The following is a 20,470-nucleotide window of genomic DNA, read 5'->3' as shown; positions in this document are numbered from 1 at the left end:
CAAGAACCGAATTCATGAGCCCGGAACACCACAGACCCAGGTAAGGTTTTCAGCGCTTCAAACGCCGGTCTGTCCCGGAGCGTAAACAGGAGTATTTTTTAATCGTCTTTATCTCACCGGCAAGCAAATGCTTGGATATGGGCGAACCCGAATAAGACAATTGCGAACAGCCGCTCGATGCGACAGAGCTGAAGCAACAAATGCAGCGGCCGGCTGCCACCCCCCTCGCAAGACTGGTTCAGGGAAATGGAGATGCCAGTTTTGTTGTGAGCGAAGAGGCCGACATATCGAAGCGGCGGTGATACGATAAAAACCGATTGCAGCCCCAGGGATCGATGATATCTCGGCGTGACCACCATTAAATGGACTTAACCGGCACTCCTCCAATGACAGACTTGGCTCTTATGCGCGCGGCCTTTCGGTAGGCCCGGGGCGTGAGTCCCATCTCCATCCGGAAATAGCGATTGAAGTTCGACAGGTTGTTGAAGCCCGCCTCGAAACAGATATCGGTGATCGATATTTCGGTCTCCGCGAGAAGGGTTCTTGCTCGCCAGACGCGGACGGATCGGCTGTAGTCAGAAAAGTTCATGCCGGTTAGACGCCGAAAGGCACGCGAGAAGGCGGACGGCTCGAAACCAACCATCGCAGCCACTTCATGCATCTGCGCACCAGGATCCGATTGCAGGATCTGGATTGCCTGGTCGATCCGTCGGTGCCTGCGGTCCGACACCTGGTTATAGACCGCTATGAAGTGTTCGCTGGCGAGCAACCTCTTTTCGGTGGCCGCTTCGATTGCCTCCAGTATCTCTAAAAACAGCCCGAGCCCACCACGGTGTCCCACCGCGTGAAGCTCGAGAATCTTCGCTCCAATCAAGAGCGCGTCGGCGCCCAGAACCTCGATCCCCCGTTGGGCCAGAGGCTTCAGCCGGTGGAGCACTTCGAACTCAGGGCATACTGCGCGAATACCGATCAGGGCATCCGCGTCGAATTGCAGGACCATGTCTCGGCCTGGCAAAGCCGGTGCACCGGGTGTGATCCAGTTGTGCGGCAGATTTGTCCCGGTGAGCACCAGATGCCCGGGCCGAAACGGGCCGATATAGTCCCCCACATAAGCAAATCCTGAAGCGTCAGGGATGAAGTGAATCTCCCATTCGGGATGATAGTTCCAGATGCAGATCGGATTGGGATAGTCGTCCCTCCGGATCAGATAGGAAGCGCCTCCGGGTAAGACGATCTGCTCGCGCGTGGCGGTGAAAGTCTCAGAGACTGTTTGAGGAAAGTCTGATGCAATAGGCATTCAATTGCTCATGTTACAGCGCACAAATGTCAATATAATACTAGTTCTGTGACGGAGGCAAACTAGTACGCGCCCGTCGCTTGCGTAAATGTGGGCTGGTCGATGGCAAGGGAGTTGCCATTCAGGGAGGACATCATGACACTCAACGCTCTCCGCGCCGGTTGCGCGGTTATCGCCATATTTGCCGCATCCAGCGCTTTTGCCGCCGCACAATGCACCAGCGACGTGCGTGTCCTGGCGCAGCCGCGCGACGGACTGACCCTTCTCGAAAAATATGTCGATGAGTTCGAAGAGCTCTCCGGCGCAGGCTTCGAGATCAGTTATCTCAACGAGAACGATCGCCGCGCGAAGTCGCAGGCCGACGCCTCGACGGTCGGAAGCTTCAACGTGTATTACGTTGATGAAGCCAATCTGGCGCTTTTTGCCTCGTCTGGCTGGATCGTCCCGCTTGATGGCTTTTATCCATCCGAATACGACTACAAAGACTTTGACGCCGGTATGCGCGCAGCTGCGACCTATGACGGCAAAGAGTGGTTTGCACCGGTGCAGGGTGGCGGCGACCTGATGGTCTACCGTACCGACCTCCTGGAAAAGGCAGGCATCGCGCCGCCGAAGACCTGGGACGAATATTTCGCAGCCGTGCAGAAGCTGCATGATCCGGCCAACGGCGTCTACGGCACTGCGCTTCGCGGACAGCGCGGTTCAGGCGCCAACGTCTGGCGCTGGATGCCGTTCTTCAAAGCAAACGGCGGCGAGTGGTTCAAGGACGGCAAGCCGGCCTTCAATTCGGATGCCGCGGTAAAGGCGACAGAGACCTATCTCGAGCTCTTCAAATATTCGGCGCCGGGCACTCAGACCGGCTCTTGGGACGAGTCCACCGGCGCCTTCCGCTCCGGCAAGGTGGCGATCATCATCGAATCCGCACCCCTTGGCGGCATGTCCGTCGACAAGGCACAGAGCCAGGTTGCAGACAAGGTTGCGTTCTCCGTTCCGCCGTCGCCGCTGCCGGGGGCCGGTTACGCCCATGGTTTTGCAATCGCGTCCAAGGCCAACAAGACAGATGAGGAAAAGGCCTGCGCTGGTCTCTTTGTTGCCTGGGCAACATCCAAGGAACAGGAAGCCCGCCGCCTCGCCGCCGGCCAGCCGGGCGAGTTGACGCGCACAAGCACCTATCAGAGCCCGGAATACGCCAAGACCTTTGGCCAGAACCTTGCCGACGCCATGGCGGCGACCGGTCAAAAGACCACCGTCACCTTCTGGCAGGATCCGCGCTGGCAGGAATTGGGCAACCAGTGGGGCATCATGCTGGAAGAGCTGATCACCGGTAGCCGCACTGACATCAAGGCGACGCTGAACGACCTCGAAGCCTTCGCAGCCAAACTCTGACGCCTCCCAAGCCGTCTGACGGGCGCGTCTGATGACGCGCCCCTTTTTCCCAATCCGAGGATCTGCCATGCGCCGAGGCCGCTCGCTGCCTTACGTCTTTCTTGGGCCCAGTTTGGGTATCCTGATCATTCTGGCGCTCGTGCCGACGATCTACGCTATCAATATATCCCTGCAGAACCGGACCCTTTCGGCACCCGATGCAGACTATGTCTGGTTAGCCAATTATCTGGCGCTGTTTTCGGATGCCCGTTTCCTGAACGCGCTCTGGGTATCTTTCAAGTGGGAGGTCATCAGCGTCTCGTTGACCATGGTGACGGGGGTTGCGCTCGGGATTGCCATGTTCGAGGCAGCGAGCCCCCGTATGCGCAACGTCCTCTGCGTGCTCTTCATCATTCCCGTTCTCCTGCCACGCGTGTGCGCCGCTTTTGTGTGGAAGTTCGCCTTTCATCCGCTCTACGGCGCGCTGACCTGGCCGGTCAGGGAGCTCACCGGCATCACGCCCGACATTCTGTCGACGCCGCTCGGCGCCCTCCTTGCTGTTGCTTTCGTCGATGTCTGGCAATGGGGCTTGTTCTTTTCAGTGATCATCTTGAAGCTTCTCGAATCCCTGCCGCCTCAGCCGCTGGAAGCCGCACGCATAGATCGGGCGACCCGCTTCGAAATCCATCGTTTCGTGACCCTGCCGATGCTGAAAGCACCCTTGATCAGTCTGCTGCTGGTCAAGGCGATCGAGAGTCTTCGCTCCTTCGACCTCGTTTACGTCATGACGCGCGGCGGTCCCGGCATCTCAACCGAGACGCTTGACATGTATGCCTATTCCCAAGGCTTCATAGAAGCCGGCAAGATCTCCTATGCGTCCTCCATGGCCGTCATCATGATGGTCCTGACCATCGTCACCTTTACCTTTACCTGGAAGAGGCTGAACCGATGAAGATATCCACCTTTCTGCTCAGGCTTTTGTTGGTTCTTGCCGCTGCACTTGTCGTGCTGCCACTCCTATGGACCCTGCTAAACGCCTTCAAGACCAATGCCGATCTGCTGGTGTCAACGCCAAAGCTTATCTTCCAGCCTGTCTTCGACAATATGAGTTATGTGCTCAATCGCCGCTCGGTGGCGCGCGCACTTACCAATTCGTTGATCATCTGCTCGAGTGCGGTCGTGCTTGGCGCCGTACTCGGTGTACCGGCGGCCTATGTGATCGCCCGGTTCAAGAACAGGATCACGGCGGAGGCGCAGTTCTTCGTTCTGTCGCTGCGCTTTCTGCCGCCCGTCGCGATCGCTATTCCCATGCTGGTCATCTGGCTCGGTCTTGATCTCTATGACACCCGGCTGTCGCTGATCGTGACCTATCTCATTGTGACAGCCTCGATCACCATCTGGCTTTCCGTGCCGGCTTTCGAGCGTGTCAGCCTTCACGTTGAAGAAGCTGCCCGGGTGGATGGGCTTGGCCCATATGCGACCTTCTTCCGCATCGCCCTGCCGATTGCCCGTTTCCAGGTCTTCGGCGCCATTGCCTTCTCCTTCGTCCTTGTCTGGAACGAGTTCCTGCTTGCCATGATGCTCACGACCTCGAAGGCAAAGACCCTGCCGATCATCGCGTCCGAGATGTCGCAGCTCGGCATGAATGTGCCCTGGGGAATTCTGAACGCCGCCGTCGTCCTGTTGTCGCTGCCACCGCTGATCCTGCTCGGAGTGCTTGCCGGTGGCCTCAACGCCGCATTTTCCAAGAAAACTGACCAAGGTTGACTGACCCATGAAAGCACTTGTCCTCGAACATGTCGGCGAACTTTCCCTGCGCGATATCGAAATTCCTCAAGAGTTGGGGCCGGATGACGTTCGCATTCGTATCCATACTGTTGGCGTCTGCGGCAGCGACGTACACTATTACACCCATGGTCGCATCGGTGACTTCGTCGTGAACGCGCCCATGGTTCTCGGCCACGAGGCAGCAGGAACCGTCACCGAGACCGGCGCCAACGTCACCCATCTGAAGCCCGGCGACCGCGTCTGCATGGAACCGGGCATCCCCGATCCGAAATCGCGTGCGTCGCGGCTCGGCCTCTACAATGTTGATCCTGCCGTGACATTCTGGGCAACGCCGCCGGTGCACGGCGTCTTGTGCCCGGAGACAGTCCATCCGGCAAGCTTCACATACAAGCTGCCTGACAATGTCTCCTTCGCCGAAGGCGCGATGGTTGAACCATTTGCCGTGGGCATGCAGGCGGCCGCCCGGGCGAAGATCACGCCCGGCGATACGGCGGTTGTTACAGGCTGCGGAACCATCGGCATCATGGTGGCACTGGCTGCCCTTGCCGGCGGCTGCTCGCGAGTGCTGATCTCGGACATTTCCGCAACAAAACTTAAACTGGCCGAAAGTTATGGCGGCATCACTGGTATCAACCTCAAGGAGGTCGATGTCATTGAGACCGTCAACGAGGCGACAGAAGGCTGGGGAGCCGATATCGTCTTTGAATGCTCCGGCGCACCGGCCGCGGTCCGTGATCTCTTCAAGGTCGTGCGCCCGGGCGGAACAGTCGTTATCGTCGGTCTGCCGCCCGAACCCGTCGCGGTAGACCTTGCGGCGGCCTGCTTCCGCGAATGCCGTATTGAAACGGTTTTCCGCTACGCCAACGTGTTTGACCGTGCACTGGCGCTGATCGCCGCAGGCAAGGTCGACCTGAAGCCATTGGTTTCCGGCACCTATGCCTTTGATCAATCGATCAAGGCCTTCGAAAGGGCGGCCGAAGGCCGGCCAGAGGACGTAAAGCTGCAGATCGTCGTGGACGGGGAGACGAAGTGATGGCCACTGTTGAGTGCCGGGGGATCAGGAAAGTCTATGGTTCGCTTGAGGTCATGCGGGATTTTGACCTGAAGATCGACAACCACGAATTCGTCGTCTTTCTCGGCCCGTCAGGCTGCGGAAAATCCACCATGCTGCGGATGATTGCCGGGCTTGAAGAGATTTCAGGCGGGGATCTGCTCATCGGTGGCGAGCGGATGAACGATCGCGATCCGGGTGACCGGGGCATCGCGATGGTGTTCCAGAACTACGCGCTTTACCCCCATATGAGCGTGCGGGACAATATCACTTTCGGTCTCGAGAGGGCCGGAATAGGAAAAGCCGCGATCGATCAGCGCCTGGCGCCTGTGGTCGACGCGCTCGGTCTTGGCGTCTATCTTGCGCGCAAGCCGACGGAACTGTCCGGCGGACAGCAGCAGCGAGTGGCCATCGCCCGCGCCATGATCAAGACCCCGGAGGTCTTCCTGTTTGACGAACCGCTTTCAAACCTTGATGCCAAGCTGCGCGGCAGCCTGCGGGTCGAGATCGCGCGCCTCCACCGCGACCTGAAAACGACAAGCATATATGTCACTCACGACCAACTCGAAGCCATGACGCTTGCCGACCGTATTGTCCTGATGAAGGACGGCCGTATTGAGCAGATGGGCACGCCCGAAGAAATTTATCAGGCGCCTCGGACAGTGTTTGCTGCCGGCTTCATAGGCACACCGAACATGAATTTTCTTCAGTTGCAGATGACGCAGGAGTGGCTGGGCGACAATCTTGTCAGGTTTACAGCTCCGGCAGGCCTCCGTTCCGGTGAGGTTACCGTTGGAATTCGGCCCGGATCATTTCGCATAAACCAGGATGCTCAAGCCTTTCGCGGCACCGTCGAGCGGAACGAGTTCCACGGTGAGACACGTCTGATCTGCCTGAAAAACGACCGCCACGAGATCAATATTTCTGTTCCTGCAGACATAAGACCCGCCATCGGCGAGGTGCTGGGTGTTGAAGTGGCATCGTCCGACCTACACGTGTTTGATCCCGGCACCGGACTGAGGTTGATTTAGACCCACTCAGGTGGGACCTTCAATCACGTCGCGCAGGGCAACTGGACGGCTACAATCCGCCTGGCCTTTGGCATATGGCCTGTGACCGGAGCCGCAAAACGTCATTCGATCCTGGTAGGGTCGGTTACCCTGAAGAGACGGGCAGCGCCAGGCATTCACCGACGAGCAGTTCATTGGGATATTGAAAGAGCAGGATAGCGACTGATATCAGCCGTAAACACGCAATATGCAGGCTGCGATTTATGACCGAACGGTTGCCATACCGAGCGGCCTTACCAGTGACGTCGGCAAGCATGGCCTAAACCTCCCGGGCGGTGAAAGACGGCCAATTGCCATGGCAAGAACCTTCTTCTGGTCCTGCTCTTCTTTTCCTTACTGAGGCCAGCCCAGCGTGAAACGACGGAACCGACAGCCCGTGCCGGGGACGTCACTATAACCGCGATCACCCATCGTACAGCATTAATCACTATGAAGGATCAAGTGATCAACTGAGGCGGCAGAGAGATGAGACCGCAGCAAAAATGCGGGCGGGCATGCACGAAATGGATCGGCGGATGTACTGCCCGCTGTTGATGTATTCACGCCGTCAAAAGAGCAAACGAAACATTCAGTTGAACTCTCGTGAGAGTTTCAATCCGGCGGCGCTTGCAATCATCGTCGCTGTCCGTTTCGGACACATCCTGACAACGGATCAGCATCCCGCGATTCAACGGCAGAAATGACCCCGTAATTTTAGTGATCCGGCTGGTCGCTTAAATCTTTCTCATTCGACCAATAAATGGTCAGATCCCACAAATTGCATCAGACTGAAAGCGCGATTCTTGCAGGAAATCGAGATTGGCACGCTGTTTGCTTATGGCTGATTTGACCGTTTTGACTGATTTGACGGTTTATTCAAAATAGAAAAGGGGAACTCGATGGGTTCAGAATTCAGTCGTCGTCGCTTCCTGCAAGGATCCGCGGGCGCAGCCGCCGTCGCTGGCTACATGCAGATCAATCCTGACTTCTTCATCTCGCCGGCCTTCGCACAGGCCGGCAAGACCATGACGTTCCTGTCGGCCGAAAACATTACCGGCAACTGGGACCCGACCGCTCATACGACACTTTCTCAGAAGAATATCGAAGGTTTCGTCATGGGCTTTCTTACCCGCACGCCGATGAAACTCGATGATCCCGGCGCGGTCGTCTACGAACTGGCCACCGACATCAAGCTGCTTGACCCGCACCGGCTACAGATCAAGCTGCGCGAAGGTATCGTCTTCCATGACGGCAAGCCGTTCAAGGCGGAAGACGTCAAGGCAACCTTCGAATACGGCTCCAGGGCAGATCGTCCGGCGCAGTGGTATCCCGGCCCGACCGAGACGCTGACGATCGAAACACCGGACGATTACACCGTCATCGTCGACACATCCAAGGGCGGCTATCCGGCCCATCTCTTCATCTTTCTTGCATCCTTCCTGCCGATCATGTCGGCCAAGGATGTCGCCGGCGGCCCCGGCGGCCCGCTCTCCCAGCGGCTCAACGGCACCGGTCCTTTCAAATTCGTCGAACAGCGCGGCAACGACACCGTGATGCAGGCCTATGACGGCTACTTCAAGGGCAAGCCGGCCATCCCTGGCATCAACTTCACCTTCACCGGCGATTCCACCACCCGTATGTTGTCGCTGATGAACGGCCAGGCTTCGATCGTTGAACGTCTGGAGCCTGAACAGGTTGACACGATCAAGGACAATCCGGCGATTTTTATCAACAAGGTCGTTTCGGTCGAGAACAAGTATCTTTGGTTCCGCTGCTCGAAACCGCCTTTCGACGATCCGCGTATCCGTCTTGCCGCCTGCCATTCGATTGATCGCGACATGATCATGGAACTGATGGGCTCGGCCGGCCATGCCTCGTCGAATTTCGTCTCGCCGGTCAAATTCGGCTATGTCGATCTGGCGAACTACCCGAAATTCGACCCCGAGAAGGCCCAGGCCCTGCTCGCCGAAGCCGGTTTCCCAAACGGCAAGGGCCTGCCGCCACTTGAATACATCACGTCCGTCGGCTTCTATCCGAAGACCAAGGAATATGGCGAGATGCTGACCGCCATGCTGCAGGAGCAGGGATTTAACGTCAGCCTGACCGTGCTTGAACCTGCGGCCTGGAACGAGCAACTGTACCATCGCCCCGGCGGCGGCCCGGGCCATATGGTCGATTGCGGCTGGTCGACAGCGTCTCCGGAACCGGATCTGGTCCTGCGCACCCATTTCCATTCCACCTCGCACCGCATCTGCGGCATCGAGGACAAGGAGATCGATGCCAGCCTCGACAAGGAACGTTCGGCACCGACGCTGGAAGAGCGCAAGAAGATCCTTCAGGAAGAGACCATGCCTCTCATCACCGCCAAGATGCCGGCACTCTCGCTGTTCACATCCGTGATGATCCACGCAATGCAGAAGGACTTTGAGGGCATGTACATCTATCCCGACGGGTCGATCGACGCCGCCAAACCTGCTGCCTGACCGTGATCAGCCACACGCCGCGATCAGGCGGCGTGTGGACTTGCCCGTGACTTCTCGAGCGGAGTGACTGAATGTTTGCCGTGAACTTCCTGATGCGACGCCTCATGCAGGGCGCCATCATCATATTCCTTGTGTCCTTGCTGATCTTTACCCTCTTGCGGGTGGTGCCGGGTGACCCGGTACGCCTTATGGCGGGCGGCATGGCGCCCGAAGCACTGATCGAAAAGATCGCAACCGACATGGGCCTTCGCGATCCCATACTGGTGCAATTCGGTCGCTACATGGGCGGTGTGGTTCGTGGCGATCTTGGCCAGTCCTTCGTGCGCCCGGCAAACGGCGCCTCGACCGGTGGCGCGACATTCAACGACTCAACTCGAGGCGAACGAGCGAAAGTCTTCGACCTGATTTTCGATGCACTTCCAATGACGCTTCAACTGGCGGCCGTGACGCTGGTGATTGCACTGATCTTCTCGGCAATCATCGGCATTGCCGGCGGGCTTGCGATCGGCAGATGGCCAGACAAGCTTGCCTTCTACATCTCATCGATATTCATCTCGCTGCCAAATTTCTGGCTTGGCATCGTTCTGGCATTGCTTTTCTCGGTGAAGCTCGGATGGCTTCCTGCCATTGGCTATCAGGGCTTTGCCTACACAATCTTGCCGGCAATCGTGCTGGCGGTCGAATTGTCTCCGGTGCTGATCCGCACGCTGGTCAGTTCCGTATCCAGCCAGATGATGGAGCCCTATGTGGCAGTCGGACGCGTACGTGGCCTGAGCCGTTCGCGGATCATCTCCAACCATGCCCTGCGCAACGCCTCGGTGCCGCTTCTCAACCTGCTCGGTGTGCAATTCTCCAGCCTGCTCGGCGGGGTCATCATCGTCGAATATATCTTCGATTATCCCGGACTCGGCCTTCTGACCATCAATGCCGTGCTGCAGCGCGACTTTCCGTTGATCCAGGGTATCGCGATCGTCACGAGCGCCATCTTTGTACTGATCAACATTGTCGTCGATCTCGTCGCAACAACCATCGATCCGAGGCTTGAATACTGATGTCCATCACATCCGCACTCGACACCCCGATCATTTCGAAAATGGCAAGCCGCTCGATTGCGCGCCGCATATTCGATCGCGCCGCATCGACGCCCGGTTTTCGCATTGGCCTTGCGATCTTCCTGCTGCTTGCGATTGCCGCCGCACTTTATCCGGAAATCAGTGGCGTCGACCCGACCAAGATGGATGTGAAGGCCCGCCTTCTGCCGCCACTTTTCTTCGGCGACAACTGGAGCTGGGGCCACCCGCTTGGCACCGATCAGATTGGCCGCGACATGCTGGTGAGGTCGCTTGTCGGCCTGCGTTATTCCTTCCTGATCGGGATTGCATCGGTTGCAGTGACACTCATCATCGGCTGTGCCCTCGGCACGATCGCCGGTTACTTCGGCGGTCGTATCGACATGCTGATCATGCGTCTGACCGATGCGCAGCTGTCTATCCCGATGATCATTCTGGCGATCGCCGTTCTTGGCGTGTCGCGCCCGACAATTCCGGCCATCGTCCTGGTGCTTGGTCTCTCAAGCTGGCCGGTCTATGCGCGCATCATGCGCAGCATTGTAATGACGGAAAGGCAGCGGGAATATGTGCGCGCTGCCAAACTTGGGGGCTCGACCGATTTCCGCATTATCGTCAGCCTGCTTCTGCCGCTGCTCCTGCCGCCGGTGATCTTCACCTCGGTGCTTGATGTAGCACGCATGATGATCTTTGAATCGACACTCGGCTTCCTCGGCCTGGGTGTCCAGCCGCCGACGCCGACCTTCGGCAATATCATTGCCGATGGCCGAAAATATCTTCTGAACGCCTGGTGGATCGCTACCATGCCCGGCATTTTCCTCGGCCTCACTTTAACCAGCATCAATCTCATAGGCGCTTCGCTGGAACGGGCCCGCAACACCATTCATGGAGGGTCCGAGTGATGATCAAGCCGCTTCTTGAGCTGAAAAACCTCACCGTTAATGCCGGTCGCTCGGACAAGGCGAAGATTATTCTGGACAATATCTCCTTCAGCCTCGCGCCGCGGGAGATCGTCGGTGTGGTCGGGGCCAGCGGAGCCGGCAAGACGGTGCTGTCCAAGGCAGTCGTCAACTGGCTGGAACCGCCGCTTTCCGTGCGTTCCGGCAGCGTCCTTTTCGAAGGCAAGGATATTTACGGCATCTCCGAGAACGAGATGCGTACCCTGCGCCGCCGGGTCGCCTATGTCGGCGCCAACCCGATGGGTGCACTCGATCCGACGCTGCCGGTCGGCGTCCAGATCGTCGAGAAGCTGCGTGCGGTCGTTCCAGGAACCTCGCGGAAAGAGGCGGAAAAGCGCACGATCGAGCTTCTGGAGGCCGTCCGCATTCCCTCGGCCCGCAGCCGTTTCAGCGACTACCCTTCGCAGTTTTCCGGCGGCATGATGCAGCGCGCACTGATCGTTGATGCGTTGGTGACGAACCCGGCGCTGCTGATTGCAGATAACGTCACCCAGCCGCTCGACGTTACCGTCGCAGCCCAGGTCATCCGTCTGATGAAGGAACTGACCGATGGTTTCAATACCGCTGTGCTGTTCGTCTCCTCCTCCCTTCCCGTTGCCCGCGAAGCCTGCAACCGGATTTTGGTGATGGAGAAAGGTCGCATCGTCGAGGAACAGGAAACCGAAAGGCTGATCGCTGCCCCTGCATATGCCTATACGAAGGAGCTTGTAGAACAGACGCCTAAGATCTGGATCGAAAAGACCGAGATGCCGCGTCTCAACGACAAACGCGACGTTGTCTTGAGCCTGCGCGATGCCTCACAGGTCTACAGGGTAAAGAAGAAGACCGGCTTCGGTGGCTTCAACCATGTGCGTGCGGTTCGCAACGTCACCTTCGATGTCCGGCGCGGCGACAGTTTCGCGATCGTCGGTGAATCCGGTTGTGGCAAGTCGACGCTGATGCGGCTTCTGAGCAGGCTGGAACTGCCGAGCTCCGGCCAGGTTCTGTGCGGTGCCGACGATATCGCCATGCTCGGTGGCAAAGACCTTCTGACCTTCCGCAAGAAGCTGCAAATGGTACTGCAGGATCCGTTCGGTTCCCTGCCGCCACGCACATCGGTCGGGAAGATGCTGGAGGGCCCGCTTCGCACGCACGGATGGAAGGACAGTGCCCAAATTCGTGAGCGGGTGCTCAAGGTCATGGGCGAAGTCGGCCTCTCCGCCGATCTCTACGAGGAATTGCCGATCGGCCTGAGTGCCGGCCAGCGCCAGCGCATCAATGTTGCCCGTGCGCTGGTTCTGGAGCCTGAAATACTGATCATGGACGAAACGCTTTCTGCCCTGGACCAGACAGAACAGTTCAAGCTTCTCGATCTTTTCCAGAAGCTGCAGAAGGAATACGACCTCACTTACATCTTCATCTCGCACGACCTTGCGATGGTCCGCAAGGTCTGCAACCGGGTGGCGGTAATGTATCTCGGCGAGGTCTTCGAACTGGCTGATAACGAGCGGTTGTTCTTCGATCCTGGACATCCGTACACAATGGCGTTGCTCAGCGCGATGCCGACACTTGAAGAACGCCGCTACAAAGCGGAAGACTGCCTTCTGGAAGGTGAACCACCAAGCCCGATCGATATTCCTCCAGGTTGCAGCTTCAAGTCGCGCTGTCCGCGTGCGATGGAGAGATGCGGCAGCCTGCAGCCCGCGCTTACCGCGCGTGGCAGCCAGGATTTCGCCGCCTGTCATCTCATCCAGCCATTGGCTCTCGATGACGCAACCCGTCAAATGGCTTTAGCCTGACCATGGTTGCGGCGCCACAGACGGGGCCGCGACGATCACTAGAATCCAGGGTGCATTCATGAGTTTCACCGAACATCGCCTCAAGCTTATCCTCGACATGCTGAAGCAAACCCAGCGCGTCAATGTGAGGGAGCTTGCCGATTATCTGCAGGTCAGCCAGGAGTCGATCCGGCGCGACCTCAAGGAACTTGAGATGCGCGGTTATGCCCGCCGCGTCTATGGCGGCGCGGTCCTTGACCAGCAGGAAAGCGATCAGCCGTTTACCGACCGACTGCGTGTCAGCTCACGCGAGAAAGCCAAGATCGGCGAGGCCGCAGCGTCGCTGGTCGAGGACGGCATGAAGGTGTTCATCGATACCGGCACCACAACGATTGCCTGCCTGAAACATATCGAGACGCGCAAGGACTTGACCGTTGTCAGCAATTCGCTGGCGGTCGCAGCCCACTTCTTCAATCTGCCGCAGGCAAGTGTGCGGGTTCTTGGCGGTCGCATGCGCCCAGATTATCAGGCGACATACGGCCATGAGACCGTGGCCGCGCTGAAGGAGCATTTCTTCGATCTCGCGATCATCGCCATCAGCGCCATTCACGCCGAACGCGGGTTCATGGATTTCGGCGAGGACGAGGCGATCCTGCGCCGCGTCGCCAAGGCCCAGGCAAAACGTTCGATCATTGTTGCCGACAGTTCCAAGTTTGGTCGCCTCGGCTCCATCCACACATTCGGCCTCAGCGAAATCGACGCGGTGGTGACCAGCGGCGTCATCGCGCGGGAATTTTCAGATCAATTCAATCAATCCAAAGTGGAAATCATACATGCCTGACGTCTCCTCCTCCCCTGTCCCGATCAATGCCGAGCGGCTCCAGATGCTGATGGAGACCCTCTCCACTTTTGGCGGCGGCCCCGATGGCTCGATGACCCGCCTGACGCTTTCCAGGGAAGACGGAATGGCGCGCGACTGGCTGGGGCACTGGTTTGCCGAAAACGGCTTCGAGCAGGCCGTGGACTCGATCGGCAACCAGTTCGGCAAGATGACCTTGGCGGGCGCAAATGCGCCCGTCGTCATGGTCGGCTCCCATATCGACAGCCAGCCGAACGGCGGCCGGTTCGACGGAGCGCTTGGTGTCATCGCCGCCTGCGAGGCGGTTTTGTCCGTCAGCGAACGTCTCAAGGCGGAAGGCAGGTTGTCCGCCTGCAACTTCCAGATCGTCAACTGGACCAATGAGGAAGGCGCCCGTTTCCAGCCGAGCCTGCTCGGCAGCAGCGTGTTTACCGGCGCCATTGACCTGGAATGGGCGCTGGAACGGGCCGACGGTGATGGCATTACGGTGCGCCAGTCGCTGGAAGAGATCGGTTATGCTGGCAAGGAAAAGGTGGAAATTCCCGACGCATTGATCGAGCTGCATATAGAAGGTGACACGACGCTCAGCCGCGCCGGGGAGCGGTTCGGTATCTTCACGCGGTTCTGGGGCGCGACAAAATATCGCCTCGCCTTCCATGGACGCCAGGCACATACCGGCGCAACCCCGATGGCCGATCGCAAGGATGCGCTGCTTGCTGCTGCCTATCTGATCGCCGATCTCAAGCAGATATCGACCGAACACGGGCTGGACCTGCATACGTCGGTTGGCCGCCTGGAAGTCTTCCCCAATTCACCCAATGTCGTGCCGGCCGAAGCCGTGCTGTTCATCGAGCTGCGCTCGGGATCGCCAGACGTCCTGACGGAGGCGGAACGCAAGATGAAGATCAAGATCGAGGAAGCGGCGATGAAAGCCGGCGTCACCTCGGAGGTCCGCTCCATCGACCGCCGCAAGGCGGGAAGGTTCGCGCCGGGCCTGGTGACGCTTGCGCAAAGTGCTGCGGCGCATCTCGGCCAGAGCGCCCGTCACCTCGATACGATCGGCGGCCATGATGCCGTTGCCGTCTCTGATGTCTGCCCGGCGGTGGTTCTGGCGGTTCAGAGCCGTGACGGCGTCATCCACCACCCGACCGAGTATACCTCGCCTGAAGACCAGGCCCTTGGCACGCAGATAGTGGCGGACATGCTTTACAAGATCGCCTGCGAAGGTTTGAAAGTTGTCGAACTCAGCGAGGCTGCCGAATGAAGAGATCGGGCTCTCCTCAATCACCGATGGAAGCCCGCGCGGAGAAGGCGCTTTCAGTCTTTTCCGCAGTGATTGGCGACACCCCTTCCTATGCGCCGGCGACGGCAGCTGTCGCATCGCCGTCCTATCATGCCGTCGAATCCTGCGGTTTCGTGGTCGCGCCGACAGACGGGGAGGCACGCTATTTCCTGCGTCTCGGTGCCGATGAGGTAACCGATCTCGTGGATGCCGAGACCGCAAATGCTGCGGCACACCGTTTTCACAGCCTTGGTCTTTCGCCAGAGCCGATTGGTTACGATGCTGGGACGGCCAGCATGCTGTTTGCCCGACTTGGCGACGGCTGGCGAGCGGCAAGGATCGACGATCTGATGCAGCCGCAAACTGTTGCCCGCCTGATCGAGATGCAGACGACGATTGCAGGGGGTGTTTCCACCGGCCGAACATGGTCAGTCTTCGACGGCATCGATCAGCTCTGGGCGATCGTGAGTGCCGGTGACGCCAGCCTGCCCGGCGATGTCGAATGGATGCTCTCCTGGATGACGCCGATCCGCGAGGCAGTTTCAGCGGCCGGCCTGGACCTGAAACCGGCCCATGGTGATCCGCAGGCTTCGAATGTCATGCTGGGCCCAGACGGGAAAATGCAGCTCGTGGACTTCGACATGGCCGCCGACATCGACCCCTACTACCAGCTCGGCGTTCAGATGAACGAACTCTACCAGTTCGAAAGCCAGATGAGGCCGTTGCTGGAAATGCACGATGGAGGTTTCAGCGAAAGAAACTTCAACCGGTGCCGTGTCTATGCGGCGGCAGACGACCTCTACTGGGCGTTGCGCAGCCTCGTACTGGAGCTTCGTTCGCCGCCGCGGGGTGTCGAATTCCTGAAATATGCCGGCTGGCGGTTCCTGCGTTGCCGAATGCTGCTCGGCCAGCCGGATTTCGAGGCCAGGCTGAGAGCGCTCTAGGCATACGATAACGATAACGGGCTAGAAACAATAACGGGAACAAGCCTATGAATGAACTGGGAATGGCACGATCCGATGCCGAACGGGCAGTTGAGGCTGCAATCATCCAGGTACCACCTTGGGAAGGACGGCGGCTGCGCTACAGTCCGGTTTCCGGCGGAATCAGCAACACCAATTTCCGCATCGAGGTTGAAGGCGAAGAGCGTGGCTATTTTCTAAAGATTCCCGGCCGCGGCACCGAGATGTTCATCGATCGTAAGGCCGCCGCTGCCGCCAGCAAGCAGGCAGAAGTGATCGGAATCGGCCCGAAGACATTCGACTATCTCGATCACCTCGACATCGAAATCGCCGAGTTCATCGACGGTCGCCGCGCCTCGACACATAGGGATTTTGCAGACCCGGCGATCCGCAACGAAGCGGTGCGCGTCTACCGGCAGTTTCACAATGCCCTTGCCCTGCCGCTGACAAAAACCGTCTTCGACATGATCGAGGAACATTTCGACCAAGTGCGCCAGCTTGACGGCCACTGGCCGCTCGACCACGACTGGCTCTTGCGCAACTACAGACAGGCGCGCGCCGCGCTTGAGGCATCCGGGCTCGATCTGGTTCCCTGTTTCAACGACCCGATGCCGGGCAATTTCCTCATCGGTGACGACAAGTCGATCAAGCTGATCGATTTCGAATATGCGTCGAACAATGAGAGGCTCTACGATCTCGCGATCTGGAGTGGCGAGATGTTCTATTCCGAGGCGACCGACTGCGAGATAATCGAGGAGTATTTCGGTCGTTACGACAAGGCGCATCACGCTCGCTTCATCGTCCACAAGGCACTCGCCGACATCAAGTGGAGCACCTGGGCGATGGTACAAAACCGGATATCGACCCTCGATTTCGACTTTTACAAGTACGGAATCTGGAAGCATATGCGCGCCCGCTCGATCATCCACGACCCCCGTTGGCCCCTGTTCCTGAAAGCCCTTTGATGCCAGTCACCGATATCAGCCCGCAAGAAGCTGCGACCTATATCACCTTCGCCGCGGAACTTGCCGACGCCGCGCGTCCGCTGGCGCTCTCCTATTTCCGGACCCCGCTCGACGTTATCTCAAAACTCGACGATAGCCCGGTGACAATCGCCGACCGGACGATCGAAAAACATCTCCGCGAGATGATCGAGGCGCGTTTTCCCGATCACGGCATCCATGGTGAGGAGTTTGGCGTAAAGGCAGGTAACGCCTTTACATGGGTGCTGGACCCGATCGACGGCACCAAGAGCTTCATCACCGGTTTCCCGCTGTTTGGTACGCTTGTCTCACTGACATTTCAGGAAAAGCCATTCTGTGGTCTGATCGATATTCCGGCCACCGGCGAACGCTGGCAGGGCCGGCCGGGAGAGACACTCTTTGCTGGCAAGCCGGCCAACGCCAGCGGCTGCGAGAACATCTCAAGCGCCCGTTTTTATACGACTTCGCCGGATATGTTCGTGGACAGCGAAGCTGAAAGCTTCGAGCGTCTCTCCCGCAAAGCCAGGCTGCGGCGTTTCGGTGGAGACTGCTACATCTATGGTCTGATCGCTTCCGGCCATTGCGACATCGCTCTCGAGACGGGACTTCAACCTTACGACTACATGGCTCTCGTGCCCGTTGTGACGGGTGCCGGCGGATGCATTACGGACTGGCGGGGAAATGCGCTTTCGATCCATTCCGACGGACGGGTTCTGGCGTCGGCCACCCCGAGACTTCATGACGAAGCCCTGGCCCTCCTCAACCGGTGACGTGAACAAATGCCCTATACAACGACAATCGAGCAGACTGTCTTCCGCTTTGATGACCTGAAAATGCTGCTGGCGAAAGCAACCCCGGAGCGCTCCGGCGACCAGCTGGCCGGCATTGCGGCGCAAGGCCCGGTCGAGCGCTTGGCAGCCCAGATGGCGCTGGCCGATCTCCCCTTGAAAGCATTTCTCGGCGAGGAGCTCATTTCGTCGGAGGATGACGAGGTTTCCCGACTGATCGCGCAACGGCACGATCCGGCAGCCTTTTCCGCAGTTTCCTCGCTTACTGTCGGTGAATTGCGCGAATGGCTGCTCAAGCCCGAGACGTCGCATGAGCGGCTGGAGGCGGTGACCTTTGGACTGACGCCGGAAATGGTCGCGGCCGTGTCGAAGATCATGCGCCTGCAGGACATGATAGCTGTTTCTGCCAAGCGACGTGTCGTGACGCGATTCCGAAACACGATCGGGCTCGCCGGGCGGCTTTCCACCCGCAACCAGCCCAACCACCCGACCGATGACAGCCGCGGCATCATAGCGTCTGCCATCGACGGGCTGCTGATGGGGTCGGGAGATGCCGTGATTGGCGTCAATCCCGCGACCGATGCGACGGATGACTATATCCGCATCGTTTCCTTGCTCGACGAATTGCGGGAAAAGCTTGCGATCCCGACACAGACCTGTTGCCTTGGCCATGTAACGACGGCGATCCAGGCAATCGAACGGGGTGCGCCGGTCGATCTCGTCTTCCAGTCGGTGGCGGGATCGGAAAAGGCCAATCGCGGCTTCGGCATCGATCTGGCGCTTCTGAAGGAGGCACATGAGGCGGGGCGGTCGCTTGGTCGTGGCATGCCGGGCGCAAACGTCATGTATTTCGAGACTGGGCAGGGCGCGGCGCTTTCGGCCGATGCGCATTTCGGCGTCGACCAGCAGACGATGGAGGCACGTGCCTATGCCGTGGCGCGCGAGTTCGATCCACTGCTCGTCAATACGGTCGTCGGTTTCATCGGGCCGGAATACTTGTTCAACGGCAAGCAGATCATCCGTGCCGGCATCGAGGATCATTTCTGCGGCAAGCTCCTTGGCCTGCCGATGGGCGTCGACGTCTGCTACACCAACCATGCCGATGCTGATCAGGAAGATATGGATACGCTGTTGACGCTCCTCTGCGCAGCCAATGTCAATTTCGTCATCACCGTTCCCGGCGCCGACGATATCATGCTGAACTACCAGTCGCTATCGCATCACGATGCCGTCTATTGCCGCGAGACGCTGAAACGGCCACCCGCACCAGAGTTCGAGAAATGGCTTTTCGAAATCGGCCTGACCGATCCAGATGGCGCGCTGGTCGGCGAGCCTGTCGCGCTTTCCAATTATGTCCGCAACAGCGCATTGATCGGAGCCTGACATGGAAGAGGTGAGAGAACCCACTGCTGCCGGAAAAAACCTCACTATCAAGGATATGACCGATGCGCGTGTTTCGCTCGGCCGTCATGGCGCGGGTCTTCCGACACGCGCTCAACTTGCCTTCCTTCTCGACCACGCGCGGGCACGCGAAGCGGTCTGGACGAGCGTCGACCGGCCCTCGCTGGCAGACAGACTCGATCGTCTCGGCCTTCCGGCTGTCAATGTCGATAGCATGGCAAGTGACCGCAGCACCTATGTGCGGCGGCCGGATCTTGGCCGGCGGCTTGCGGCGGGATCCGAAAAACGGCTGAAACATGAGAGAACGATCAATGGCTATGATGTCGCAATTATCGTCGCGGATGGCCTGTCGTCCCACGCGATCGATCTCAATGCCGTGCCGTTGATCGAGGCGCTTGTTCCGAAGCTCGCTATCCTGAACCTGACCGCTGCACCAATTGTGCTGGCGAGCCAGGCGCGCGTCGCGCTCGGCGATCCTGCCGGTGAGGCATTAGGTGCAAAACTGACGATCGTGCTTGTCGGCGAACGTCCGGGACTTTCAGCTGCCGACAGCCTCGGTGCTTACATCACTTACGGTCCCAAGTCGGGAAACCTGGATTCCAGCCGAAATTGTGTCTCCAATATCAGGGATGGTGGTCTGCCGGTCTGCGAAGCTGCCGAGATCATTGCGACGCTGACCAGGGATATGATGAGGACCCGCGTCAGTGGCGTGGCGCTCAAGGCTGCCATGGTGGAGTTTCTCGAAAGACATGACAATTCGCTTCCAGCTAAAGACCTACTGACAATTTGAAGTCTTCGCGGTGCGAAGCCTTCGGGACGTGGCCCATCTGCTTTGGAAGGATTGCGGCCTGTCGTCGAAAGTCCAGTCGACTGCCTTTTGTTGAGTGCGGAGACAACAGTCCCTGCACTCAACATCATCGTTCGCAAGCTGCCGTGCTAGCAGGCAGAGAACTTCTGGACGGCGGTTACGTCGAAATAGTCCCGCCATTCGACAATCTTGTCGCCTTCGAGCTCGAAAATTCCCATGATCATCACGCGCCCGATTTCACTGCCGTCGGCGCGCTCGAACCGGTCAAGCCTTTCGGTGAGAACGCGGGATCCATCGGCGGCAATCGCGAGCATATCGATATGGACTGTCGATATTCCCAGCGATGTCTCCAGTCCGTCGATCATCGCAATGGCCTCGTCGGCGCCCGTCGTGACTGACACGCCTTCATTGACCCAGCGCGTGGCGGGTGTGAACCAGCGGCGCACGGCTGGCCTTCCGCCGTCTTCAACGAACGTGGCGCAAAAAGCCGAAACGGTTTCGATTGGGGTGGGCATGGCAGTTTCTCCTGGGCCATCAGAAGCCCCGTTGGCCTCTGTCTTGCCGCGATAGT

The 20,470-nt window shown here is 58.8% G+C and carries 20 protein-coding genes; 17 read left to right on the top strand and 3 right to left on the bottom strand.

Annotation, left to right across the window (positions count from 1 at the left end; translation table 11 throughout):
- Positions 1-358 precede the first annotated feature (358 nt).
- Positions 359-1,297: an AraC family transcriptional regulator gene (locus J5276_RS29770; RefSeq protein ID WP_013637579.1), complete on the bottom strand. Its 939-nt coding sequence runs from the start codon at positions 1,295-1,297 to the stop codon at positions 359-361.
- A gap of 135 nt (positions 1,298-1,432) precedes the next feature.
- Between J5276_RS29770 and J5276_RS29765 the strand changes: the two genes are divergently transcribed.
- The 5 genes from J5276_RS29765 to J5276_RS29745 all read left to right on the top strand — a co-directional run bounded on the left by J5276_RS29765 (position 1,433) and on the right by J5276_RS29745 (position 6,532).
- Positions 1,433-2,683: a sugar ABC transporter substrate-binding protein gene (locus J5276_RS29765; protein ID WP_013637578.1), complete on the top strand. Its 1,251-nt coding sequence runs from the start codon at positions 1,433-1,435 to the stop codon at positions 2,681-2,683.
- A 67-nt stretch (positions 2,684-2,750) separates the two neighbouring features.
- Complete coding sequence (locus tag J5276_RS29760) at positions 2,751-3,614, top strand: carbohydrate ABC transporter permease (RefSeq protein WP_003516941.1); 864 nt, start codon at positions 2,751-2,753, stop codon at positions 3,612-3,614.
- On the top strand, positions 3,611-4,429 hold the full coding sequence (locus J5276_RS29755; RefSeq protein ID WP_003516943.1) for a carbohydrate ABC transporter permease: 819 nt from the start codon (positions 3,611-3,613) through the stop codon (positions 4,427-4,429). The genes J5276_RS29760 and J5276_RS29755 overlap by 4 nt, the downstream gene beginning before the upstream one ends.
- 7 nt (positions 4,430-4,436) lie before the next feature.
- On the top strand, positions 4,437-5,483 hold the full coding sequence (locus J5276_RS29750) for an NAD(P)-dependent alcohol dehydrogenase (RefSeq protein ID WP_035200777.1): 1,047 nt from the start codon (positions 4,437-4,439) through the stop codon (positions 5,481-5,483).
- Complete coding sequence (locus tag J5276_RS29745) at positions 5,483-6,532, top strand: ABC transporter ATP-binding protein (protein ID WP_003516945.1); 1,050 nt, start codon at positions 5,483-5,485, stop codon at positions 6,530-6,532. Before J5276_RS29750 ends, J5276_RS29745 begins: the two co-directional genes overlap by 1 nt.
- A gap of 124 nt (positions 6,533-6,656) precedes the next feature.
- Here J5276_RS29745 and J5276_RS29740 read toward each other — a convergent pair whose 3' ends face one another.
- Positions 6,657-6,827: a hypothetical protein gene (locus tag J5276_RS29740; RefSeq protein ID WP_013637576.1), complete on the bottom strand. Its 171-nt coding sequence runs from the start codon at positions 6,825-6,827 to the stop codon at positions 6,657-6,659.
- A gap of 238 nt (positions 6,828-7,065) precedes the next feature.
- On the opposite strand from J5276_RS29740, the gene J5276_RS29735 reads away from it, so the two are divergent.
- From J5276_RS29735 to eutC, 12 genes are all read left to right on the top strand, one after another.
- Positions 7,066-7,254: a hypothetical protein gene (locus tag J5276_RS29735; RefSeq protein WP_244517151.1), complete on the top strand. Its 189-nt coding sequence runs from the start codon at positions 7,066-7,068 to the stop codon at positions 7,252-7,254.
- A gap of 195 nt (positions 7,255-7,449) precedes the next feature.
- Complete coding sequence (locus J5276_RS29730) at positions 7,450-9,033, top strand: ABC transporter substrate-binding protein (protein ID WP_025591696.1); 1,584 nt, start codon at positions 7,450-7,452, stop codon at positions 9,031-9,033.
- A gap of 71 nt (positions 9,034-9,104) precedes the next feature.
- Positions 9,105-10,085, top strand: a complete 981-nt coding sequence (locus J5276_RS29725; protein WP_013637573.1) for an ABC transporter permease — start codon at positions 9,105-9,107, stop codon at positions 10,083-10,085.
- Positions 10,085-11,002, top strand: a complete 918-nt coding sequence (locus J5276_RS29720; protein ID WP_003516951.1) for an ABC transporter permease — start codon at positions 10,085-10,087, stop codon at positions 11,000-11,002. Before J5276_RS29725 ends, J5276_RS29720 begins: the two co-directional genes overlap by 1 nt.
- Complete coding sequence (locus tag J5276_RS29715) at positions 11,002-12,837, top strand: ABC transporter ATP-binding protein (RefSeq protein WP_013637572.1); 1,836 nt, start codon at positions 11,002-11,004, stop codon at positions 12,835-12,837. Before J5276_RS29720 ends, J5276_RS29715 begins: the two co-directional genes overlap by 1 nt.
- 58 nt (positions 12,838-12,895) lie before the next feature.
- Complete coding sequence (locus tag J5276_RS29710; RefSeq protein WP_013637571.1) at positions 12,896-13,657, top strand: DeoR/GlpR family DNA-binding transcription regulator; 762 nt, start codon at positions 12,896-12,898, stop codon at positions 13,655-13,657.
- A complete protein-coding gene (locus J5276_RS29705; RefSeq protein ID WP_013637570.1) occupies positions 13,650-14,939 on the top strand; it encodes a Zn-dependent hydrolase in 1,290 nt (429 codons plus the stop codon). Before J5276_RS29710 ends, J5276_RS29705 begins: the two co-directional genes overlap by 8 nt.
- Positions 14,936-15,901, top strand: a complete 966-nt coding sequence (locus tag J5276_RS29700) for a phosphotransferase (RefSeq protein ID WP_065703939.1) — start codon at positions 14,936-14,938, stop codon at positions 15,899-15,901. The genes J5276_RS29705 and J5276_RS29700 overlap by 4 nt, the downstream gene beginning before the upstream one ends.
- Positions 15,902-15,948: 47 nt before the next feature.
- Positions 15,949-16,884 (top strand): choline/ethanolamine kinase family protein, encoded by a 936-nt coding sequence (locus tag J5276_RS29695; RefSeq protein WP_013637568.1) that lies wholly within the window; start codon positions 15,949-15,951, stop codon positions 16,882-16,884.
- Positions 16,884-17,672, top strand: coding sequence for a histidinol-phosphatase (gene hisN, locus J5276_RS29690; protein ID WP_219256784.1), 789 nt, complete (start codon positions 16,884-16,886; stop codon positions 17,670-17,672). The genes J5276_RS29695 and hisN overlap by 1 nt, the downstream gene beginning before the upstream one ends.
- Before the next feature lie 9 nt (positions 17,673-17,681).
- The gene (locus tag J5276_RS29685) at positions 17,682-19,073 is read left to right on the top strand and encodes an ethanolamine ammonia-lyase subunit EutB (RefSeq protein ID WP_060641971.1); all 1,392 of its coding nucleotides are present in this window, start codon (positions 17,682-17,684) and stop codon (positions 19,071-19,073) included.
- Position 19,074: 1 nt separating this feature from the next.
- Complete coding sequence (gene eutC, locus J5276_RS29680) at positions 19,075-19,881, top strand: ethanolamine ammonia-lyase subunit EutC (protein ID WP_219256782.1); 807 nt, start codon at positions 19,075-19,077, stop codon at positions 19,879-19,881.
- A gap of 146 nt (positions 19,882-20,027) precedes the next feature.
- Here the strand turns inward: eutC and J5276_RS29675 are convergent, their stop codons facing one another.
- Complete coding sequence (locus J5276_RS29675) at positions 20,028-20,414, bottom strand: limonene-1,2-epoxide hydrolase (RefSeq protein ID WP_209159997.1); 387 nt, start codon at positions 20,412-20,414, stop codon at positions 20,028-20,030.
- Between the last annotated feature and the right edge of the window lie 56 nt (positions 20,415-20,470).

This window comes from Agrobacterium sp. S7/73 (assembly GCF_019355535.1).
GTDB lineage: Bacteria > Pseudomonadota > Alphaproteobacteria > Rhizobiales > Rhizobiaceae > Agrobacterium > Agrobacterium tumefaciens.
The sequence above is the reverse complement of the archived record's forward strand: the minus strand, read 5'-3'. Positions and strand labels throughout refer to the sequence as shown.

What these genes read in the sequence shown, in the direction of transcription:
- J5276_RS29770 (WP_013637579.1), bottom strand. Translation starts at nt 1,297, where the DNA reads ATGCCTATTGCATCAGACTTTCCTCAAACAGTCTCTGAGACTTTCACC.
- J5276_RS29765 (WP_013637578.1), top strand. Translation starts at nt 1,433, where the DNA reads ATGACACTCAACGCTCTCCGCGCCGGTTGCGCGGTTATCGCCATATTT.
- J5276_RS29760 (WP_003516941.1), top strand. Translation starts at nt 2,751, where the DNA reads ATGCGCCGAGGCCGCTCGCTGCCTTACGTCTTTCTTGGGCCCAGTTTG.
- J5276_RS29755 (WP_003516943.1), top strand. Translation starts at nt 3,611, where the DNA reads ATGAAGATATCCACCTTTCTGCTCAGGCTTTTGTTGGTTCTTGCCGCT.
- J5276_RS29750 (WP_035200777.1), top strand. Translation starts at nt 4,437, where the DNA reads ATGAAAGCACTTGTCCTCGAACATGTCGGCGAACTTTCCCTGCGCGAT.
- J5276_RS29745 (WP_003516945.1), top strand. Translation starts at nt 5,483, where the DNA reads ATGGCCACTGTTGAGTGCCGGGGGATCAGGAAAGTCTATGGTTCGCTT.
- J5276_RS29740 (WP_013637576.1), bottom strand. Translation starts at nt 6,827, where the DNA reads ATGCTTGCCGACGTCACTGGTAAGGCCGCTCGGTATGGCAACCGTTCG.
- J5276_RS29735 (WP_244517151.1), top strand. Translation starts at nt 7,066, where the DNA reads ATGCACGAAATGGATCGGCGGATGTACTGCCCGCTGTTGATGTATTCA.
- J5276_RS29730 (WP_025591696.1), top strand. Translation starts at nt 7,450, where the DNA reads ATGGGTTCAGAATTCAGTCGTCGTCGCTTCCTGCAAGGATCCGCGGGC.
- J5276_RS29725 (WP_013637573.1), top strand. Translation starts at nt 9,105, where the DNA reads ATGTTTGCCGTGAACTTCCTGATGCGACGCCTCATGCAGGGCGCCATC.
- J5276_RS29720 (WP_003516951.1), top strand. Translation starts at nt 10,085, where the DNA reads ATGTCCATCACATCCGCACTCGACACCCCGATCATTTCGAAAATGGCA.
- J5276_RS29715 (WP_013637572.1), top strand. Translation starts at nt 11,002, where the DNA reads ATGATCAAGCCGCTTCTTGAGCTGAAAAACCTCACCGTTAATGCCGGT.
- J5276_RS29710 (WP_013637571.1), top strand. Translation starts at nt 12,896, where the DNA reads ATGAGTTTCACCGAACATCGCCTCAAGCTTATCCTCGACATGCTGAAG.
- J5276_RS29705 (WP_013637570.1), top strand. Translation starts at nt 13,650, where the DNA reads ATGCCTGACGTCTCCTCCTCCCCTGTCCCGATCAATGCCGAGCGGCTC.
- J5276_RS29700 (WP_065703939.1), top strand. Translation starts at nt 14,936, where the DNA reads ATGAAGAGATCGGGCTCTCCTCAATCACCGATGGAAGCCCGCGCGGAG.
- J5276_RS29695 (WP_013637568.1), top strand. Translation starts at nt 15,949, where the DNA reads ATGAATGAACTGGGAATGGCACGATCCGATGCCGAACGGGCAGTTGAG.
- hisN (WP_219256784.1), top strand. Translation starts at nt 16,884, where the DNA reads ATGCCAGTCACCGATATCAGCCCGCAAGAAGCTGCGACCTATATCACC.
- J5276_RS29685 (WP_060641971.1), top strand. Translation starts at nt 17,682, where the DNA reads ATGCCCTATACAACGACAATCGAGCAGACTGTCTTCCGCTTTGATGAC.
- eutC (WP_219256782.1), top strand. Translation starts at nt 19,075, where the DNA reads ATGGAAGAGGTGAGAGAACCCACTGCTGCCGGAAAAAACCTCACTATC.
- J5276_RS29675 (WP_209159997.1), bottom strand. Translation starts at nt 20,414, where the DNA reads ATGCCCACCCCAATCGAAACCGTTTCGGCTTTTTGCGCCACGTTCGTT.